Genomic DNA, 19,991 nt, shown 5'->3' with positions numbered 1-19,991 from the left:
CCTTTAAAACCTTACAAGTTCAGTGAAGTCATCTTTTTTAAGACTTGCTCCTCCTACTAATGCTCCATCAATATCAGGTTGATTCATAATTTCAGTAACATTTTGAGGTTTAACACTACCACCGTATTGAATCCTTACAGTTTCTGATATCTCTTCATCGTATTTCTCCTTAACTATATCTCTTATAAAAGCTATCATCTCATTTGCATCTTCACTAGAAGCAGTTTTTCCTGTACCTATTGCCCAAATAGGCTCATAAGCTAAAACTATATCTGACATTTCTTTTTCACTTATTCCCTCTAATGCTTTAGTTATTTGAACTTTTACTTTTTCTTTTGCAGTATTATTTTCTCTTTCTTCTAATGTTTCACCAACACATACAATAGGATTTATACCATGATCTAAACTTGTTTTTACTTTTTTATTTACTGTTTCATCTGTCTCTGCAAAGTATTGTCTTCTTTCTGAATGTCCTATGATAGCATAATCTATACCAATTTCTTTTAACATCAAAGGTGATATTTCACCTGTATAAGCACCATTTTCTTCCCAATGAATATTTTGAGAACCTAATTTTACATTACTACCTTTAAGCTCTTTTTTAATACTTTCAAGTGATACAAATGGTACACATACCACAACTTCTACATCAGTGTTATCTCCGAGATGTTTGATTTGTTTTACAAAATCAACACCTTCAGATATTGTTTTATTCATTTTCCAGTTTCCAGCAATTATTGGTTTTCTCACTTTATATTACCCCCTATTTATCTTCTAGAGCTTCAATTCCTGGTAATTTCTTTCCTTCAAAAAGTTCAAGTGATGCTCCACCACCAGTAGAGATATGAGTCATTTTATCATTTAATCCTGTTTTTTCTACAGCTGCTGCACTATCTCCACCACCTATTATAGTTGTAGCATCAGATTCAGCCATAGCTTCTGCTATTCTATTAGTTCCCTTCGCGAAATTTTCCATTTCAAATACGCCCATTGGACCATTCCAGATTACAGTTTTAGAATTTTTTATTTCTTCAGAAAATAAATCTCTAGTTTTTTCTCCTATATCAAGCCCCATCATATCTTTTGGTATACTATCAATATTTACAGTTTTATATTCTGAATCATTTTTAAATTCTTTTGTTATAACTATATCTACAGGCAATAAAAGTTTCACATTTTTTTGTTCTGCTTTTTCCATTAATTCTTTTGCTAAATTCACCTTATCTTTTTCTAACAAGGATGTACCTACTTCATGTCCTTTTGCATTTAAAAATGTATAAGACATGCCTCCACCTATTATTAAAGAATCTACTTTATCTAATAAATTTTCTATTACTCCTATTTTATCAGTTACTTTTGCTCCTCCAAGTATTGCAAGGAAAGGTCTTTCTGGATTTGAAATTGCACCAGCCATAATATCTAATTCACGTTTTACTAAGTATCCAATTGCAGAAGGTAAGTGATTTGAAACTCCTACATTTGATGCATGAGCTCTATGCGCTGTTCCAAAAGCATCATTTACAAAAATATCACCTAACGATGCTAAGCTTTTAGCAAATTCTTCTTCATTTTTCTTTTCTTCTTTTCTAAATCTAGTATTCTGAAGTAATACTACATCTCCAATTTCCATTTCACTTACTGCTTTTTTTGCACTTTCCCCTACAACTTCATCATCTTCTGCAAATATAACTTCTCTTCCTAATAAGTCTGCAAGTCTTTTTGCAACTGGTTCTAAACTAAATTCCTTCTTAGCTTCACCTTTTGGTCTACCTAAGTGAGACATAAGTACAACTTTTCCATCATTTTCTAATATATATTTAATCGTAGGAAGTGCACTTTTTATTCTTCTGTCATCTGTTATATTTCTATTTTCGTCCATTGGAACATTAAAGTCACATCTAACTAATACTCTTTTACCTCTTATATCTAAATCTTCTACAGTCTTCTTATTTTGCATCAAATTCACTCCTTTAATATTCATTAGTGCTTACTAGTGAAACCGGTTATATAGAATCTATATAACCGGTTGTTATTTTTATTAAAGTCCTTTTTCTGCTATAAGTTTAGCTAAGTCTACTACTCTTGAAGAATAACCCCACTCATTATCATACCAAGATACAACTTTAACTAAATTATCTCCTACTGTCATAGTAGATAATCCATCTATAATTGATGAGTTAGGATCTTTTCTATAATCCATAGATACTAATGGTTCATCAGAGTAAGCTAATATTCCTTTTAATTCTCCTTCTGCAGCTTCTTTTAATGCTTTGTTTACTTCTTCAGCTGTTGCACTATTTTCTAATTCGAATACTATATCAACTACTGAAACAGTTGGTGTTGGTACTCTCATTGCCATACCATTAACTATACCTTTAAGTTCAGGAATAACTAATCCTACAGCTTTTGCTGCTCCTGTTGTTGTTGGAATTATACTTTCTGCTGCTGCTCTTGCTCTTCTTAAGTCTTTATGCGTTCCATCTAATATTCTTTGGTCATTAGTATATGCATGAACTGTTGTCATAAGTCCACTTTTAATACCAAATTTATCTAATATAACTTTTGAGAAAGGTGCTAAACAGTTTGTAGTACAAGATGCATTTGAAATAATGTTATGATTATCTTTGTCATAATCTTTTTCATTTACACCCATTACTATAGTAATATCTTCGTCTTTTGCTGGAGCAGAAATTAATACTTTTTTAGCTCCTGCTTTAATATGCTTTTCTGCACCTTCTCTATCTCTGAATACTCCTGTTGATTCAATTACTAAATCTACTCCAAGTTCTTTCCATGGTAATTTTTCAGGATCTCTTTCATTTAATTTCTTTATTTTTTTACCATCAATTACTATATAGTCATCTTCTGCCTTCACTTCTCCTTCAAATTTTCCAAAAAGTGAATCATATTTAAATAAATGTGCTAGATCTTCAACCTTACCTGAGTTATTAACTGCAACAAATTCTAACTCCTCAACATTATCTTCTAATGCTGCTCTCAATACATTTCTTCCTATTCTACCAAAACCATTAATTGCTACTTTCATAGTCATTAATAATTCCTCCTCTTATTTTTTTATATTTTAAATTTAATTATTTAACTTTCTTAAGTATTGATCTTGCTGCACCTTCATCAACTATTAGAGTTAAATCATTTCTTAAGGCTGTAATTGCAAGTATTGCTTCTGACTTTTTTGCTCCTGCCGCAATTCCTATTACATTTTTGATTCTTTTAAAATCTTTTAAATTAAGCCCTACAGTGTTTGATTCTCTTACTATATTTCCAAAAGTATCAAAATAATATCCAAATGCTTCTGATACAGCTTTATTTGTTCTAAGTGAATCTATGATATCTTCAGATAGATTTCTTCTTTCAGCCATAGTATCTGCTCTACCAATTCCAAATACTAATACATCTATTTTTTTTATAGAATCTATCAAAGATTTTATTTCATCAAATTTCATAAGAGTATCCAATGCTTCTTTTCCAATATTGTCTGGTATATGTAACAATTTATAACTACCATTCAACTTTTCTGCTATTTTCGCCGCAATATTATTAGATTGAGTTTTTAAATCCTTACCAATTCCACCTCTTGCTGGCAAAACTAATATATCTTTTAGATTATGAACATTAGGCATATTATTTGCAACCTCAGCCATAGTAGTTCCACCAGTGATTCCTAGTATATTATTATCATTTATGGTATTTAATATGTGTTTTGAAGCCTCTTTTCCAATATCAGATAATATGTATTGATCATTATCAAAATCACCTGGTACTACATAAATATTTTTTAAATTCAATATTTTTTTTAATTTTTCTTCTAGAATTGATAAATCTCTCAATTCATAAATGAATTCTTTTAAATCATCTATTATATTTATGCCTACTTCTGTAACATTCATACCCATAGATTTAACTTCTAATAACCCTTGCTTTTTTAGAATGTCAACTTCTGTTCTAATTGCCCTTTCTCCTATTCCTAATGAATTTGCTAAGGTTCTTCTTCCAATAGGAGAGTTATAATAAACAGTTCTTAATATATTATACCTCTTATTGAGCAATTCTATCATTTCAGGCATAATTTTTTTTTGCAGATTAATTATATCTTTCATACTTTACACTCCTAAATTAATTAGATGGGACTTAAAATGCCCCGTATGTTATTATTAGTCCCACTTTGCTTAAAAAAATATTGCCTTCAAGTTTATTATAATTTAAAAGTCAAATAATTTCAAGCAAAAAAAGAAGAAGATACTAGAAAATTTAAATTTTCTAGTATCTTCTTCTTTTTGATGATGATGGAATATTTAGTTCATCTCTATATTTAGCTACAGTTCGTCTAGAAATATTTATTTCTTTTTGTTTAAGTGTATCAGCTATTTTTTGATCACTTAAAGGTTTTTTAGGATTTTCATTATCTACTAATTCTTTTATTATTGATTTAACACCTGTAGAAGCTACATTTCCATCACTTGCTTTTATACCACTAGAGAAAAAATACTTTAGTTCAAATAATCCTCTAGGGGTTTGAATATACTTCCCATTTGTTGCTCTACTTACTGTAGACTCATGCATTTCTATATCATCTGCTATTTCTCTCAAAGTTAAAGGCTTCAAAAATTTCTGTCCTTTTTTGAAAAAATCCTTTTGATATTTCACAATAGAAGTAACTACTTTAAATATCGTCATTCTTCTCTGTTCTATACTTTTAATAAGCCACATAGCAGAATTTAATTTATGATTAATAAATTTAGAAGCATCATTATTTTCTTTATTATTTAACATATTTTTATAAAAATCATTTATAACCAATCTTGGTGCCGTAGTATCATTTACTCTTATTATATATTCTCCATCAATTTCTTCTAATATTACATCAGGTTTAACATATTTTATATCATCATCGTCACTTGGAAATCCTCTACCAGGTTTAGGCTCAAGTGTTTTAATTATATCACAAAGATACTGAACTCTTTTTATACTTATACCAATTGTTTTTGATATTTTTCCTAATCTATTTGCTCCTACATCTTCCAAATGATTATTTATTATAGATATGATATCAGTACTATCTAAATTTTTATTTTTTAATTGAATTTTTAAACATTCTTTTAAATCTCTTGCTCCTACACCTATTGGTTCAAATGTTTGAATGAGATATAAAATATCTTCTATCTTTTTTGTACTTATATTTAGATATGATGAAATATCTTCTAAAGTAGTAGTAATATAACCATTACTATCTATATTTTCAATTAAAATTGATGCAATTAATTTATCTATACCTTCTGAAAGAGTTAAATCTAATTGCAAAGATAAATGTTCTTTTAAAGACTCCTCTTTCGTTATAAAATTTTCATAATTATATTCTTCTTTATTTCTATTGACTTTTTTATAACTAATATCATCATATTGATTTGAATATTCTTTCCAGTCAATCTCCTCTTTTTGATCTATAGAAACGTCTTCTTGAGCTTCTTTATTATCTTTTTTTAATTCTCTTTCTATTAAAGGATTAGATTCCATTTGAGTTTCTAAATATTCATTGAGTTCATAGCTGTTAAATTGTAATAGCTTAATAGCCTGTCTTAACTCTGGAGTCATAACTAGTTTTTGAGTCTGTTGTAATGATAAATCAAATCCCATCCTCATATATTTCACCCCAACCTTTTTTATCTATAGTATAAATATATGTTTATCTATTTACATTATACCAAAAATAAACGATTACTTAAAGCTAAACATACTAACCATAATAAAGATTAATAAAAAAGCGATCATATGATCGCTTTTATCTTTCACCTTTTTGATAAGGTTCACCATTTGCAGTTGGAGCTGTTGCCCTACCTACAAATCCTGTAAGAATTATTAATGTTAATAAATAAGGAAGCATTGCTAATAATTGTGATGAAATATTTATTATAGATGAACCTCCTAAATAAACAGTCAGTCCTTGAGCTGCTCCAAACAATAAGCATGCCCACATAGCACCTTGTGGCTTCCACTTACCAAATATTACTGCAGCAAGTGCTATAAATCCTTGACCAGATATTAATGTAGGTCTAAAGTTAGAAACAACTGCAATACTCATAGCAGCTCCTCCAAACCCTGCAAATACACCTGATAATATCACAGATAAGTATCTTATCTTAGTTACACTAACTCCCAATGTATCTGCTGCTGCTGGATGTTCTCCAACAGCTCTTATTCTTAATCCTAACTTTGTCTTATATAATGTAAACCAAACTATAAAAACTAATATAAAAGCCATATAAACAGTAGCATATTGATTAAACACTAAGTCTAAAAAAGAATTTGACTCAAACACTCCATTTAATGGTCTTGGCATTTTAGCAGAAAAATCTATTGATTTAGTCATTGTAGAGTTATTAAATAACAATCTACTCATAAATAATGCAATACCAGGACCTAAAAAGTTAATTGCAATACCTGATACTACCTGCTCTGCATGAAATGTAACAGAAGCTATAGCATGAAGTAAACCAAACACTCCAGCAGCAAGTCCTGCAAGAATAAAAGCAAGCCATGGATTTCCCGAGAAATATCCTACTGCTGCTCCCGTAAATGCACCTACTGACATCATTCCTTCAAGACCTATATTAACTACACCAGAGTTTTCTGACATAACTCCACCTAAAGCTGTAAATAAAAGTGGTGCTGCATACATAAGTGAAGTTCCTATTATAAATCCTAAATCACCTAGCACTTTTTTCACCTCGTTTCTTGTTCTTTATTTCTAGTACCATCTTAAATATTCTTGGTATAGCTATAAAGAACACTATAGTTCCTATCATTATGTCAATTACTTCAGATGGCGCCCCTAATGGTGGTTGTATTTTAGGTCCACCATATTTAAGTGCTCCAAATAATAACCCTGAAAAAATATTTCCTATTGCCATATTTCCTGCTATAAGAGACACAGCTATTCCATCAAATCCATAACCTTCCATAAGTGGTAACACTATTACATTTTTAGTTACACCCATTACTTGTATAGCTCCAGCTAGTCCTGCAATAGCTCCAGCAATTACCATTGATGTAATAATACTTTTTTTGACTTTAATTCCGCCATATTCTGCTGCAAATTTATTATATCCTACAGCACGAAGTTCATATCCTAATGTAGTCTTGTTTAAAATATACCATATCATTATTGCTAAAATTATAGCGAAAATAATTCCAGCATTTGCAGGAGCCGCTAAGAAATCTTTTAAATAAGGATGTCCACTTAACCATTCTCTTCCTGCATCACTATATTTCCATTTTTCAACAAATGTAATACTTGCACTATCTAATATATCTTTTGATGTCTCACTTTCTGGTCTTCTAAAGAAAGGTTTCATTATAATATAATTATTTAAATATAGTGCAGTCCAGTTAAGCATTATTGTTGCTATAACCTCATGTACTCCAAATTTCGCCTTTAAAAATCCTGCAATACCACCCCATAATCCAGCGGCTAATGCTGCTCCTATCAGAATCGCAATTACATGTAAAACTAAAGGTAATTCTAAAAAATGTCCTATTAATGCTGCTACAAGTGAACCTATTATAAATTGTCCTTCTGCTCCTATATTAAACAATCCTGTTCTAAATGCAAATGTTACAGAAAGCCCTGTAATTATTAGAGGTGTGGAATATATAATGGCATAAGAAATATATTTTGTTCTACTAAATATACCTTCTATTATTATTCTATAAGCATCTAATGGATTAAACCCAGCAATTAAAAGTACTACTGCTCCTATTAAAAATCCTACTAAAATAGATAAAAGCGTAAATGTTAATCCACTTGAAAATAATCTTTCTTTCACAGAATATTTATTATCTTTTTTCATGTTTTTATCTGCCATCTGTTCCACCTCCTGCCATCATAAGACCTAATTTATTTTCATCTGCATCTTTGGCATTAATTACTCCAACTATCTTACCTTCGTATATCACTGCTATTCTATCTGATACATTTAATACTTCATCTAACTCTAATGAAACCAATAATACTGCTTTTCCATTATCTCTTTGATTTACTAATGATTTATGAACATACTCTATAGCTCCTACATCCAGACCTCTTGTAGGTTGTGCTGCTATTAGTACATCAGGATTATTAGTAACTTCTCTTGCGATAATTACTTTTTGTTGATTTCCCCCTGATAAAGATTTTGCTTTTATTTTCTCATTTTCAGGTCTTACATCAAATTTCTTAATTAAATCTTTTGCAAATTTTTCTATATTTTCATAACTAAGAACTCCATTTTTTGAAAATGGTTTCTTGTTATAATTTTCTAAAACCATATTTTCTGCCATAGTAAAATCTAATACTAATCCTCTTTTTTGCCTATCTTCTGGTATTATTGCAATTTTATTATCAAATATCTCCTTAGGAGATTTGTTTGTTACATCTTTTCCATTTATAAATATCTTTCCTGACTCTACTTTTCTAAGACCATTTAAAGCTTCAATTAATTCAGATTGTCCATTTCCATCTATTCCTGCAAGTCCTAGAATTTCTCCTGTACGCAATTCAAGTGATAATCCATCTACAGCATTTATATCTCTATTATCTTTTACTACTAAGTCTTCTATTTTTAAAGTCACATCTCCCGGCTCTCTATCTTCTTTGTCCACATTAAAATTAACTTCTCTACCTACCATTTTAGATGCTAGATCATCTTGAGATGTTTTAGATACTTCTACAGTATCAATATGTTTTCCTCTTCTTATTATAGTACAATAATCTGCTATCATTTTTATTTCTTTTAATTTATGTGTAATTATGATTATAGTTTTTCCTTGTTCTGTTAATCCTCTCATTATTTCCATTAAATCAACAATTTCTTGAGGTGTTAATACTGCTGTTGGTTCATCTAATATAAGTATCTCTGCTCCTCTATATAAAGCCTTTAATATCTCAACTCTTTGTTGCATTCCTACAGATATATCTTCTATTTTAGCATCTGGATCTACATAAAGTCCATATTTATCTGATAATTCCTTTACATCTTTTCTAGCTTTTTCCATATCTAAGCTGATTCCTTTTACAGTCTCCATTCCTAAAATGATATTTTCAGTAACTGTAAATGGTTGAACAAGCATAAAATGTTGATGAACCATACCTATACCTTTTCCAATTGCAACATTAGGGTCGGATATATCTATTTTTTCTTCTCTTATATATATATCACCTGAAGTTTGCTTATAAAGCCCATATAATATATTCATAAGAGTAGTTTTTCCTGCACCATTTTCTCCAAGTAGAGCATGAACTTCGCCTTTATGAACAGTAAGATTTATATTATCATTCGCTGTGAAATTTCCAAACTTCTTAGTTATATTTTTCATCTCTACAACTTTATGATTAAAATCAATGTTGCTCAATATTTTTCCTCCTATTCTAAAATACCTAAAAGCTCAGGCGCTTGCCCGAGCTAATAGTATTTATTTGTTTAGAATTTATTTGTTTATTTATTTGATTCCCATTCTTCATATGTGTCATCATCATATGGTACTTCAATTTCTCCATCAATGATTTTTTGTTTAACATCTTCAACTTCATTTAATATATCTTCAGGAACATTCTTATCTGATGTAGGCGCAATTCCAACTCCACCATCTTCTAAGCTATATCTGATAGTTTCTCCGCTAGGGAAATTATCATTTTCAAGAGCTTCTGCTATATTAACCACAGCTTGATCTATACGCTTCATAGCTGAAGTAAGAACATTGTCTGGTGCTAAATCATTCTGGTCTCTATCTACACCTATCGCCCATTTATCTTGTTCTTTAGCTGCTTCTATAACTCCATCACCTACTCCACCTGATGCATGGAATACTATATCAGCATCATCTTGATACATTGAATTAGCTATGGCTTTTCCTTTAGCTGCATCAGTAAATGACTCCGCATATTGAACTAATACTTCTGCCTCTGGATTAGCATATTCTACACCAGCTTTGAACCCATTTTCAAATCTAGATATAACAGCACCTTCTATACCTCCAACAAAACCTACTTTGTTAGATTCAGTCATTTTCCCTGCTATATAACCAACTAAAAATGAACTTTGCTCATCTTGGAATAATACTCCAACAACATTTTCTGGGGTTTCTTCATATGCAAAGTCAACTATTGCATATTTTTGATCAGGATTTTTTCCAGCTGCTTCTGATATTGCATCTGCCATTTTATATCCTATACCCCAAATAAGGTCATTCCCTTCATCTAGAAGCGTTTCAAGGTTTGGACCATAATCAGAATCTTTACTTGATTCTTTATATGACACTTTGATACCCATGTCTTCTTCTACTTTTTGGTGACCTTCCCAAGCAGATTGGTTAAATGATGCATCACTAATACCTCCTACATCAGTTACCATTGCCATTTTAAGATCACTTTCTGCTCCTTCTGAACCACTATCAGTTCCTTCGTTATTGTCTTCATCAGTACCTGGTGTACTACAACCAACTACTACTGTAAAGACTAATGTAAATACTAGCATTAAAGATAAAATTTTCTTTAACATAAATACCCTCCTCATTTTGCTTGTTGTTTTTATATAGAACTTTAGTCTCAAATTTATAACTTCGACACAAGTTCTATATTCCCTCTTTTATTAAGAGAATTTAACAAATTTTTGAAATGCTTTTCCTATTTAATTATAGCATAATATAAAAAAAACCCCAAGAAAAATTTGGGGTTTAACAAGGATCTGACCCTTCTGTAGCATAACCTGCCTTTTTGAGAATCTCTATAGCTTTAGAAAGTTTAGATTCACTTACCATTACAATAGGTCCAGTACAACCCATTCCACTTTCTGCATAAATACTATTCTTCCATAACTCTTGTACAGCATCTTCAAGTTCCATAATATCTATACCTGAAATTGAGCCTGTAACTACTTCTTTTTCAGGTTGAATTATTTGTTCTGAATCATCACTTTTTTTCTTTTCTTTAGTTAAGCTCTTCAATACATCTTCAAATTTAGCTTTTTTTGCATTTTTATATTCTTTTTGAGATACATCTAATACATTTCCTTTTGCAAGTTGTGCTGCATATTTAATAGCATTGGATACAACTGGTACTCCTGAAGCTCTTGAAAGTATAAGAATATTTCTCTTATATCCTTCTCCTATTCCAGGTCCATATCCATAACCTAAAGCTTCATAACTTCCTCCTGTGTTAAAAGAAGAGAATATCTTCATAAGAAGATTACCAGTTAAGCTATCTGCTATCATAACATCTGGAGTACCAGTAAGTAAGTCATTTCCTCTCATTACTGCCCCACCATCTGATCTCATACTTTCTGCAAAATTAATATCGTATCCATTAGAATTTAATTCTTTTAATGCCCTTTCTACTTGTCTTGCTCCATCGACATTTAATATTCCAATAGTAGGGCTTTCTACTCCCATAGATTTGGCAGTTATAATACCATTTAGACCATTTTTAACCATAGCTTCTACTCTATGAGGTGAAGAAGTACCTGTTGTGGTAGCTATATACATTTCTTTACCCATACCTGGAGTTATTACTCTACCTACTGTAGACACTCCAATAGGGAAATTATAATGCATAGTTACAGCACCTTGTATAATTTCTTCATCCAATAATCTTTCCATTTCTTTATGTTGTTCTTCTTCAGTTTCAGCCTTTACTACTTTTAAGTTAGTATCTACTTCAGGTCCTATTAATATAACTTCAAAAGAAGAATTTTCAGATGCAAGTTCTGCACCTTTTAAGATATTTTCTATACCATGCTCACTTCCCATTAAAGTTATTCCTATACTAACTTTATCAGAAAAGTCACCTGTTTCAATTGCATTTGCAATATCACCAAATACTTTACCTATCATTTTCTTTACATTTTCTTCACTCATTTTTTCACCCCCTACTATTTTAATAGGTGTGCTGCAAAATCTTTCATAGCTTCTGCTACCATGCCTCTTATTTTTTCTTCAGATACTGAAGATTCTTCATCAACTGTACCACTATTTTTTTCAATTACAACAGATACACCATCAAAAAGATTTGTCATTCTACCTAAGAATAAACTTCCTTTTCCTACTATCATAGCTTTATTCATATTTCCATCTAGCATTTCATCTCTTGCAAATCCAACATAAGGTACTCCTGATGGAATATGCCCTTGAGTTGGAGCCCAACCTGGTATACCATGATCATTTACAAAATTCATTAGTTCTTTCTTTTCTAATTCTTTTCTCTTAACGCCTAATGCCGCTATCATTTTGTAATTTGAAGTTGGTACATCTCCTGCACCTGCTGGTTTTGTAATATCAGGATTTTGCATTTCTACAGAATATTTATCTATGTCTGTAATTTTTAAATCACCTTTGTCTAAAGGATTAGTAATTAATGAAGTTATAACTGCTTGTGGGGAAGAACCTGTTCCTACTGTATGTCTTCCTACTAGATCTGTTCTAATAATAGGGTTAACTCCATCATTTTTACTTATAAGTATTGCAAATCCACCTAATACATCTTCTAATATAGGCATATCCTTCTTAACATGATCTTTACCATTCATACCAAGCTTTGCAGTAGCTCCGCCTGCTACAATTACAACATTATCATATACACCCGATTGAACAAGTGCTGCAGCCTCTATTAAAGCATGTGTTGGTGCTGCACAGAATCCTCTTGTATCTGAACCCGTAGCATTTACACATCCTGCTACTTCTGCAATTGCTTTTGCAAAGTTTCCTCCACCTCTTTGATTCATGTCACCACATGCTTCTTCAGAACACTCTACAACATAATCTATATCTTCAGGATTGATTTCATTTTTATTTAATAAATTTAACATTGATAGTACACCTGATGCCTTTACTACCAAATTCTCAAGTATTACATGTGCATTTAAATTCGTATCTATATCATGAGCTCTTTTAACACAACCTATAATCTCACCATTGTTATATAAAGCTTCAGCATGATTTTCATTTATTTCTTTTTCTATTGTAGCTATTTCTTCACCAGCTTTTAATTTATTAATTAATTCATCTGTTATAAGAGGATGCTTAACTAACTTTTCCCTTACATCATCTGTAAAAGAGTTTTCGAGTAAAACAAGATCAAATACGTCAACTATTTTCATTAGACCTAAAAATTCATCTTGCGGCATTATTTCTCCAAATTTTCCATATCTATCTGCATTCTCAACTTTTTTGTCAAACCAAGGTAATTTATAACCTCTTAATTCTTCTGGAGTAATATTACCTATATAAGTCTGATTTGCTGGATAACTTACAACTTCATCATAACTTCTTAAGTGACCTGGAACCTTTTTTAAATAATCTGAATCTGGATTAACATGTCTTTCTGTAGTTTGAGTAGTACCATTATGCATTATCATGTCTGGTGTATGAACTAATACATATCCTGTACCTTTTATTACTGAAAATGACATATTATATTCACCTCCATAAATTTTATTGGTTTTTAAAAAGGGTGATATTTCTATCACCCTAAATTTTATTCAAATACTTTTTGTCCATCTACTTCAGTTTCTAAAGCTTTTAATGATCTTTCAACTAAATCTCTTCTAATTGCTTTCTCATCATTGCTTTCTAAACTTGGATTTCCAAGTGGATGAGGTATTGCAACTGCAGGAACAATTCTATTTGCTCCAACTGTTAATGAAATAGGAACTACTGTACATATATGAACCACTGGTAGTCCTGCTCTTTCAATTTCTTTTACCATTGTTGCACCGCAACGTGTACAGGTGCCTCAGGTAGAAGTTAATATAACAGCATCTACACCATCAGCTAAAAGTTCTTTTGAAAATTCTTCTGCAAAGGCTTTAGCGCTTGCAACCGCTGTACCGTTACCTGTAGTTGTATAGAAATATCTATGAAGTTCTCCGATTTTTCCTTCTTTTTCTAAATCTCTCAATACATCTACTGGAAGTACTCTATCTGAATCTTCGTTAGCATAAACAGGATCATACCCACCATGTGCAGTTTCATATGTTTCAGATGTTAAGTCTTGTACACCATCTATATCATATTTACCGTACTTTGATGCACTTGATGATTCTATATGATCAGGATTTCCTTTTGGTACTATACCTCCAGAAGTAACTAATGCTATTTTAGCCTTAGTTATATCCTTAACTGCTGGGTTTGGATCTACTCTATCAAAACTAGGCATAGGATATTCTGTTTCAAATTCTTTATTATTTAACTTCTTGATGAGCATATCTACAGCTCTCTTTGATCCTCTTTCATCAGCAAAATAATTTCTCCTAATACCTCTTGGCATATAGCCTTCTTCTTTTGGAGAACCTATTTCTTCTCCTTTAGCAAGTTTTAAAGCTAAAGGCACCATTGTCTTGATTGCTTTTCTCATACCTGCTGCACTATTTTTAGTTTTTACTATATATACATCCTTTTTAAACATATCTGCACCAGGGTTTTCTTCATACATTCCAGTTAATACAGGAATATTTAAGTTTTCTTTCACAGCAGCAGTTATAGTACCACATGCTACTCCATATCTACCTGCATTAAAAGCAGGGCCTGCAACGAATAAATCTGGATCATACTTCTTTACCATATCTAAAACTTCAGACTTTGCTTCCTCTAAATTTTCATTGAAATATGAGTCACCACATATTATAGTAGCTACTATTTCAGCTTCATCACCTAATCTTTTAGCAAGTTCCATACCAGGACCTACTACTTCTTCTCTTACTTCTGGTTTATAATCTGCTTTTTCTTCACCACCAATACCAGCAAAAAACTGGTTAATGTAATGAACTACTTTTAATTTACTCATTATTTCCCCCCTCTCGAATTTTTCGGGTGTATTTATTAGTCATCAAATTTACAAAATTCTTCTCTTATATCTTTCATTTCTTCAATTATTTCATCTACTTCAAGAACCATTTCCATCATACCAATTTGGTCTTCATATGCTTCTTCATCTACTTCATTTTTGAATTGTGGTTCTACAGCATGATATACTCTAAGTCCTAACTGGACTCCTGCTAATGGACCAGCAAATGTAGGGTCTCCAGCTGTTACAGTTTCTGCAGCTAATCCTGCAGCTTCTGCTTCAGCAGCACCTAAAACTACGATTACATTTTCTGCACCGTGTTTTTCAGTAATATCTTTAACCCTCTTTTGATTTTCTAAGTCCATTGCTCCTGCGGCAGTTCAGACAAAACACTCAGTTGATGAGAACACAACTTCCGCTTCTGTTGATTTTAGGCATTCTTCCATAGCAGGACCAGGAATTCCATCTCTGTCCCCTATAATAACAACTTTTTTGCCATCATATAAGCTCATCTTTAACATCCTTTCTATTGTGAATTATATTTTTTATATTAATATCCTTTACTAGTTAACTTGTTAAATCCTAATTCATTGGTAGCACCAGTTATTGCTTGTATTTCTACAAATATACTACCATCTTCTTTAAGACTTCCATCAAATCCACCAGCAATAGTATCTACTACATTAACATGACCTATAATTTTATCCATTGGTGGTAATTCAATAGTTTCATTAGCATTTCCACCTGTTACAACAGCATCAGCTTTAGGATCTGCATCAGCAAGAGATTGACTTGCTCCGTCACGACCCGCATACTCATCTGTTATTATTACAGTGTCAATATTTTTATCTTCAATCTTCTTACAGTTCATGATTAAATCAGTATCTGGATTACCAAAACCTTCTTGAGAAATGATTACTCCATCTAATCCTAGATATTCTGCTAATTTAGCTGACCAATCAGATGATCTTTCCTTATCTGCAAGATAAACATTCTCATTTGTTATGATCATACCAACAAAATTTATTTCTTTTCCATGTTTTTCAAATAAATCATGAATTACTGGATTATTTAAGTGGTGATAAGTTGTATTTTTGTCACAAGCAGAAACACAATTTCCACTAATTATTGCTCCATCCATTATTTCTGTTGGATAAATCATTGTAGAAAGAGTTTGCTTTGCATCTACACCATATACATATGTATCATGCATTAAACCTTGACTTTGAAGCATTTGTACATATGCAACTTTTGGAAGGTCAGGATACTTTTCTACACTTTTTAAAAGTGGTAAAGTTTCATACTCATTAACCTCATCTGGTTCAATATCTTTACCAGCTTCTCCTAAATATTTAGAAGCTTTAAGTCCTGCCATTCTAAGTGCTTTTTCATGCTCATGTTGTTTTAGATCTTCTTTAACATCAATAGAAATAACAACATTATTTAGCTTAGAAAAAGGTGTATAGTCAGCTCCAGGTCCTTTCATGTCTATAATTCCTTCTTGAAAAGCAACTATTTTACCAGTTGTTACGACTGCTGCTCCCTTTAAGACATGAGTTCTTCCTGAACCCACTGTACCTACCTTTGATAATACTCCTGGATAAATTCCTCCAGAACCTTCTACCTTAACTCTAGGTTCAATTACATCCTTTACAGGTGTAATTCTAATGCTTTCACCTGGTCTAGCCATCTCTATGCTAATATTAGTAATGTTCTCATCCTCTAATAATAGATTCTTAAGCTCATTCTCATTTACATAAAGTACGCCATTATCAACCTTTGTTTCTTCTCCAAATTGAACATCCTTAATATGGATATTACCTAATTCCAGGCGCATACATTTCACCTCCTCTTTTTGTTTGGCTAAGACTATTTAATAGTCTTAGAAAATTTATATATATTTTTTTATCATTTCTTCAATTTTTCCTGGCTTAGCATCTTCCTTGGTAAGCTCATCTTGCTTTTCTCCATCTTTATAGATAGTAATTGTAGGAAGACCTAATACTTTTTGTTTTATAGCAAGTCTTCTAGCTGAAGACGTATCAAGTTTTACAAACTTGATTTTATCAGCATATTTTTCCTCTAATTCTTCAATATGTGGCATAAGTGCTTTACAAGGTTCACAACTTTTACCCCAAAAGTCTACTAATACATAACCCTCTGCTTCTAAAACCTCTTCTTCAAATGTTTTTTTATCTACCTCTAACATTTTTATACCCTCCTTTTAAATAGTTCTTTATTAAATAATGAGAAATATTATTCCTCAAAATTTTCTCCAATATACTTTTCAGCTTGAATTGCTGCAATTGCACCATCTGATGTAGCAGTTACTACTTGTCTAAGAGATTTTTGTCTTATATCTCCCGCAACAAAAACTCCATCAATATTTGTATGCATATTTTCATCACCTAATAGGTAACCTCTGTCATCCATATCAATTACATTTTTGAATAAATCACTTTGAGGAAGATATCCTACTAATACAAATATTCCAAATGTACCATCATCTTCATTTGCAACTATTTCAGTTTCTTCACCTGTTTTTTTATTTCTAAGTACCATTGATTCAACGATACCATCACCTTTTATCTCTTTTACTTCAGTATCCCAAATAAATTCTATTTTATCATTTTTAAATGCTTTCTCTTGAATAGATTTTGCAGCTCTAAGTTCATCTCTTCTATGAACTATAGTTACTTTTCTAGCAAATTTAGATATAAATAGTGATTCTTCAACTGCTGTGTCTCCTCCACCAATTACATATACGTCAAAATCTTCAAAAAATGCTGCATCACATGTAGCGCAATATGAAACTCCTTTACCAGTAAGTTCTTTCTCTCCTGGTGATCCTAAAAGTCTAGGTTTAGCTCCAGCTGCTATTATTACAGATCTAGCTTGATATTCACCTTTACTTCCTTTAACTACTTTTATTTCTTTTTCTAAATCTATTTCTGTAATTTCATCAATTTTTCTTTCTACATCAAAGCTATCTACTTGTTCTACCATTCTAGCTATTAACTTAGGTCCTGTAGGATCTTCAATAGAACCTGGATAATTTTCTAACTCTTCAGTAGTTACAATTTGTCCTCCAGCCTTTTCTTTTTCTAATATTAAAGTATCAAGTTTTGCTCTTCCTGCATATAATCCTGCAGAAAGACCAGCTGGTCCTGCACCAATTATAATTACATCGTAAATTTTATTCATTGTTACAACTCCTTTTTATAATATAGTCCTTATTGTAAATTATACCTTAACACAAAGATCTTTAAACAATTTTTATTATTTCTTAACACAATTATCTATTAATGATAAATCTACAATTTTAAAATCTTCTAAAGAATTTTCATCATATTTTCTATTTCCAATTTTATTTATAAATTTATCTGCTGTAACTATGGAATCTTCTATCACCATTAATGACTCTATATCTAATGTATTAGTTTCTTTAGATATTATAATTGATTTATATGGTGTCTCATTAGGCTTGATGCTACCCGATAAAGGATGTGTTAATAACTTATGTCCTACATGTATTTTGTCTCGTACATATTTTAAGACTTTCATATATGATATTTCCAAATAATCTACTTTGAACTTTTCATTATATTTTTTATGTACTAATGGATTATTAGTTATTATATACTCTGTCATTTTTTCACTCCTCAACCTTAGGAAAAGGTTTTTTTAAAATGTATTAAAAAAGAACATAAGCACCCAAGGTACCTATGCTCTGTTCTTGACCTGAGAGATTCTTCCATATAAGGAGTTGCTCCTTCGGTGCTTTCGCTTTTCAGAGTGCCATCCAAAAACGGTCCTTTTGCCTGAAAGTTTCACTATAGTTTGGCTTTCTATAGCTTACCCCTTCGGCGCCAATATATGATCTCTTCCGCAATTTTCATTTGGCAAATATTCAATTCTCTAATTCAATTACATTATAATATATTGTTATAGATAATACAATACTTTTTATAAGTTTTTTTGTGTTTTTGTTAAAAAATTATCTACTTAACTTTTATTAGTTCGTAATTTAAGCTACCTAGTCCTATTTGTTGACAATAATTTAATATTTTTTTGCCATCTATATTATGTATTGATTTAAATTTATCATCACCATTAGTATGATTATGAGAAAGCTTACTATCTTTATTTCCTACAGCTTTATCTATAAGATCAATACTTGCTTTATCAATTGCAACTGGATCAAATGATGCAAGTACTCCTATATCATTTACTATAGGTACATCATTCCATGGTACACAATCACATAATGGGGTTACATTCATAATAAAATTAAAATAAGCTACTTTTTCTTTTTTATTTTTTACAGCACCGTATGCATATTCAGCCATTTTTTCTAAGAAAACATTAGAGTCAGTCTCCCACTTAACTTCTATAGCTCTTGTAGGACAAACTGTAGTACACTCTCCACACCCAATACAAATATCATGTTCTATGTTTGCCTTGTCCTCTACATCTATAGCATCTACTGGACAATTTCTAGAACATATCCCGCAAGATATACATTTATCTTTAGATACAGATGGCTTTGCATCTGAATGTTGAATTTGTTTACCACTTGCAGAAGCACATCCCATGGCTAAATTCTTTATAGTTCCTCCAAATCCTGCCATCCCATGTCCTTTTACATGACTTAATACAACCATAGAATTTGCATTATAAATATCACCTGCAATTTTTGCTGTCTTACAATTTTTCTGTTTTATTTCTACATCAATAGAATTTTTACTATACAATCCATCAGCTATTATAATTGGTGCATTTACTACTGGATATGCAAATCCATTTTCAATTGCAGTTTTTATATGTATGACACTATTTGTTCTACTACCAGTATAGAGAGTATTGGTATCAGTTAAAAATGGACTTGCTCCATATTCTTTTACTTTATCTACAATTTGTCTTGCAAATGTTGGATGTAAATAAGCATGTCTTCCTTTTTCTCCAAAATGAACTTTAATTGCTGTAATATCTTGTTTGCTTAATATTTTTTTTATTCCTGCTTTATCAAATAATCTCTTTAACTTATTATGAATATTATCTTGCTCTTTGTCTGCCTTGAAATCAATAAAGTAAACTTTACTTTTCATAAATCTAACCCCCATTAAACATTTATTAATTCTTCGATTCTATTATATTATAAAAA

Annotated in this window: 18 protein-coding genes and 1 riboswitch; all 18 genes read right to left on the bottom strand. The window is 31.1% G+C overall.

Annotation, left to right across the window (positions count from 1 at the left end; all coding sequences use genetic code 11):
• Positions 1–3: 3 nt before the first annotated feature.
• Positions 4–750 (bottom strand): triose-phosphate isomerase, encoded by a 747-nt coding sequence (tpiA, locus tag D3Z33_RS00620; RefSeq protein ID WP_160195864.1) that lies wholly within the window; start codon positions 748–750, stop codon positions 4–6.
• 13 nt (positions 751–763) lie between these two features.
• Positions 764–1,960 carry a phosphoglycerate kinase gene (locus tag D3Z33_RS00615; RefSeq protein WP_347561141.1) on the bottom strand — a complete coding sequence of 399 codons (1,197 nt, stop codon included), beginning with the start codon at positions 1,958–1,960 and terminating at the stop codon, positions 764–766.
• Between the two features lie 78 nt (positions 1,961–2,038).
• The gene (gene gap / locus D3Z33_RS00610; protein WP_160195862.1) at positions 2,039–3,052 is read right to left on the bottom strand and encodes a type I glyceraldehyde-3-phosphate dehydrogenase; all 1,014 of its coding nucleotides are present in this window, start codon (positions 3,050–3,052) and stop codon (positions 2,039–2,041) included.
• 40 nt (positions 3,053–3,092) lie between these two features.
• Entirely contained in the window at positions 3,093–4,118 is a 1,026-nt protein-coding gene (locus D3Z33_RS00605; protein WP_160195861.1) for a sugar-binding transcriptional regulator, read from the bottom strand.
• A 160-nt stretch (positions 4,119–4,278) separates the two neighbouring features.
• On the bottom strand, positions 4,279–5,658 hold the full coding sequence (gene rpoN / locus D3Z33_RS00600; protein WP_160195860.1) for an RNA polymerase factor sigma-54: 1,380 nt from the start codon (positions 5,656–5,658) through the stop codon (positions 4,279–4,281).
• A 139-nt stretch (positions 5,659–5,797) separates the two neighbouring features.
• The gene (locus D3Z33_RS00595; protein WP_431768820.1) at positions 5,798–6,733 is read right to left on the bottom strand and encodes an ABC transporter permease; all 936 of its coding nucleotides are present in this window, start codon (positions 6,731–6,733) and stop codon (positions 5,798–5,800) included.
• The gene (locus tag D3Z33_RS00590) at positions 6,723–7,880 is read right to left on the bottom strand and encodes an ABC transporter permease (RefSeq protein ID WP_243153383.1); all 1,158 of its coding nucleotides are present in this window, start codon (positions 7,878–7,880) and stop codon (positions 6,723–6,725) included. The genes D3Z33_RS00595 and D3Z33_RS00590 overlap by 11 nt, the downstream gene beginning before the upstream one ends.
• Positions 7,870–9,369 (bottom strand): ABC transporter ATP-binding protein, encoded by a 1,500-nt coding sequence (locus D3Z33_RS00585; protein ID WP_160195982.1) that lies wholly within the window; start codon positions 9,367–9,369, stop codon positions 7,870–7,872. The genes D3Z33_RS00590 and D3Z33_RS00585 overlap by 11 nt, the downstream gene beginning before the upstream one ends.
• Positions 9,370–9,488: 119 nt before the next feature.
• A complete protein-coding gene (locus D3Z33_RS00580; RefSeq protein ID WP_160195859.1) occupies positions 9,489–10,550 on the bottom strand; it encodes a BMP family lipoprotein in 1,062 nt (353 codons plus the stop codon).
• A gap of 175 nt (positions 10,551–10,725) precedes the next feature.
• Complete coding sequence (gene grdD, locus D3Z33_RS00575) at positions 10,726–11,904, bottom strand: glycine/sarcosine/betaine reductase complex component C subunit alpha (RefSeq protein ID WP_160195858.1); 1,179 nt, start codon at positions 11,902–11,904, stop codon at positions 10,726–10,728.
• 14 nt (positions 11,905–11,918) lie between these two features.
• Positions 11,919–13,454 (bottom strand): glycine/sarcosine/betaine reductase complex component C subunit beta, encoded by a 1,536-nt coding sequence (gene grdC, locus D3Z33_RS00570; protein WP_160195857.1) that lies wholly within the window; start codon positions 13,452–13,454, stop codon positions 11,919–11,921.
• 65 nt (positions 13,455–13,519) lie between these two features.
• Positions 13,520–14,827, bottom strand: coding sequence for a glycine reductase complex selenoprotein B (gene grdB, locus D3Z33_RS00565; RefSeq protein WP_160195856.1), 1,308 nt, complete (start codon positions 14,825–14,827; stop codon positions 13,520–13,522).
• A 35-nt stretch (positions 14,828–14,862) separates the two neighbouring features.
• On the bottom strand, positions 14,863–15,339 hold the full coding sequence (grdA, locus tag D3Z33_RS00560) for a glycine/sarcosine/betaine reductase complex selenoprotein A (RefSeq protein ID WP_160195855.1): 477 nt from the start codon (positions 15,337–15,339) through the stop codon (positions 14,863–14,865).
• Between the two features lie 38 nt (positions 15,340–15,377).
• Positions 15,378–16,664, bottom strand: coding sequence for a glycine/sarcosine/betaine reductase component B subunit (locus D3Z33_RS00555; RefSeq protein WP_160195854.1), 1,287 nt, complete (start codon positions 16,662–16,664; stop codon positions 15,378–15,380).
• A 54-nt stretch (positions 16,665–16,718) separates the two neighbouring features.
• Entirely contained in the window at positions 16,719–17,036 is a 318-nt protein-coding gene (gene trxA, locus D3Z33_RS00550) for a thioredoxin TrxA (RefSeq protein WP_160195853.1), read from the bottom strand.
• A gap of 47 nt (positions 17,037–17,083) precedes the next feature.
• Complete coding sequence (gene trxB, locus D3Z33_RS00545; RefSeq protein ID WP_160195852.1) at positions 17,084–18,031, bottom strand: thioredoxin-disulfide reductase; 948 nt, start codon at positions 18,029–18,031, stop codon at positions 17,084–17,086.
• Positions 18,032–18,106: 75 nt separating this feature from the next.
• A complete protein-coding gene (locus tag D3Z33_RS00540) occupies positions 18,107–18,478 on the bottom strand; it encodes a GrdX family protein (protein ID WP_160195851.1) in 372 nt (123 codons plus the stop codon).
• Positions 18,479–18,626: 148 nt separating this feature from the next.
• A riboswitch (glycine riboswitch) is annotated at positions 18,627–18,726 on the bottom strand.
• A gap of 102 nt (positions 18,727–18,828) precedes the next feature.
• Complete coding sequence (locus tag D3Z33_RS00535; RefSeq protein ID WP_160195850.1) at positions 18,829–19,935, bottom strand: DUF362 domain-containing protein; 1,107 nt, start codon at positions 19,933–19,935, stop codon at positions 18,829–18,831.
• Positions 19,936–19,991 lie beyond the last annotated feature (56 nt).

This window comes from Senegalia massiliensis (genome assembly GCF_009911265.1).
Lineage (GTDB): Bacteria > Bacillota > Clostridia > Tissierellales > SIT17 > Anaeromonas > Anaeromonas massiliensis_A.
Note: the sequence above shows the minus strand (reverse complement) of the source record. Positions and strands in the feature narration are given on the sequence as shown.

Bases quoted from the DNA above. Each gene is read 5' to 3' on its own strand.
- gap (WP_160195862.1), bottom strand. From the start codon at position 3,052: ATGACTATGAAAGTAGCAATTAATGGTTTTGGTAGAATAGGAAGAAAT.
- D3Z33_RS00605 (WP_160195861.1), bottom strand. From the start codon at position 4,118: ATGAAAGATATAATTAATCTGCAAAAAAAAATTATGCCTGAAATGATA.
- rpoN (WP_160195860.1), bottom strand. From the start codon at position 5,658: ATGAGGATGGGATTTGATTTATCATTACAACAGACTCAAAAACTAGTT.
- D3Z33_RS00590 (WP_243153383.1), bottom strand. From the start codon at position 7,880: ATGGCAGATAAAAACATGAAAAAAGATAATAAATATTCTGTGAAAGAA.
- D3Z33_RS00585 (WP_160195982.1), bottom strand. From the start codon at position 9,369: ATGAAAAATATAACTAAGAAGTTTGGAAATTTCACAGCGAATGATAAT.
- D3Z33_RS00580 (WP_160195859.1), bottom strand. From the start codon at position 10,550: ATGTTAAAGAAAATTTTATCTTTAATGCTAGTATTTACATTAGTCTTT.
- grdD (WP_160195858.1), bottom strand. From the start codon at position 11,904: ATGAGTGAAGAAAATGTAAAGAAAATGATAGGTAAAGTATTTGGTGAT.
- grdC (WP_160195857.1), bottom strand. From the start codon at position 13,454: ATGTCATTTTCAGTAATAAAAGGTACAGGATATGTATTAGTTCATACA.
- D3Z33_RS00555 (WP_160195854.1), bottom strand. From the start codon at position 16,664: ATGCGCCTGGAATTAGGTAATATCCATATTAAGGATGTTCAATTTGGA.
- trxA (WP_160195853.1), bottom strand. From the start codon at position 17,036: ATGTTAGAGGTAGATAAAAAAACATTTGAAGAAGAGGTTTTAGAAGCA.
- trxB (WP_160195852.1), bottom strand. From the start codon at position 18,031: ATGAATAAAATTTACGATGTAATTATAATTGGTGCAGGACCAGCTGGT.
- D3Z33_RS00540 (WP_160195851.1), bottom strand. From the start codon at position 18,478: ATGACAGAGTATATAATAACTAATAATCCATTAGTACATAAAAAATAT.
- D3Z33_RS00535 (WP_160195850.1), bottom strand. From the start codon at position 19,935: ATGAAAAGTAAAGTTTACTTTATTGATTTCAAGGCAGACAAAGAGCAA.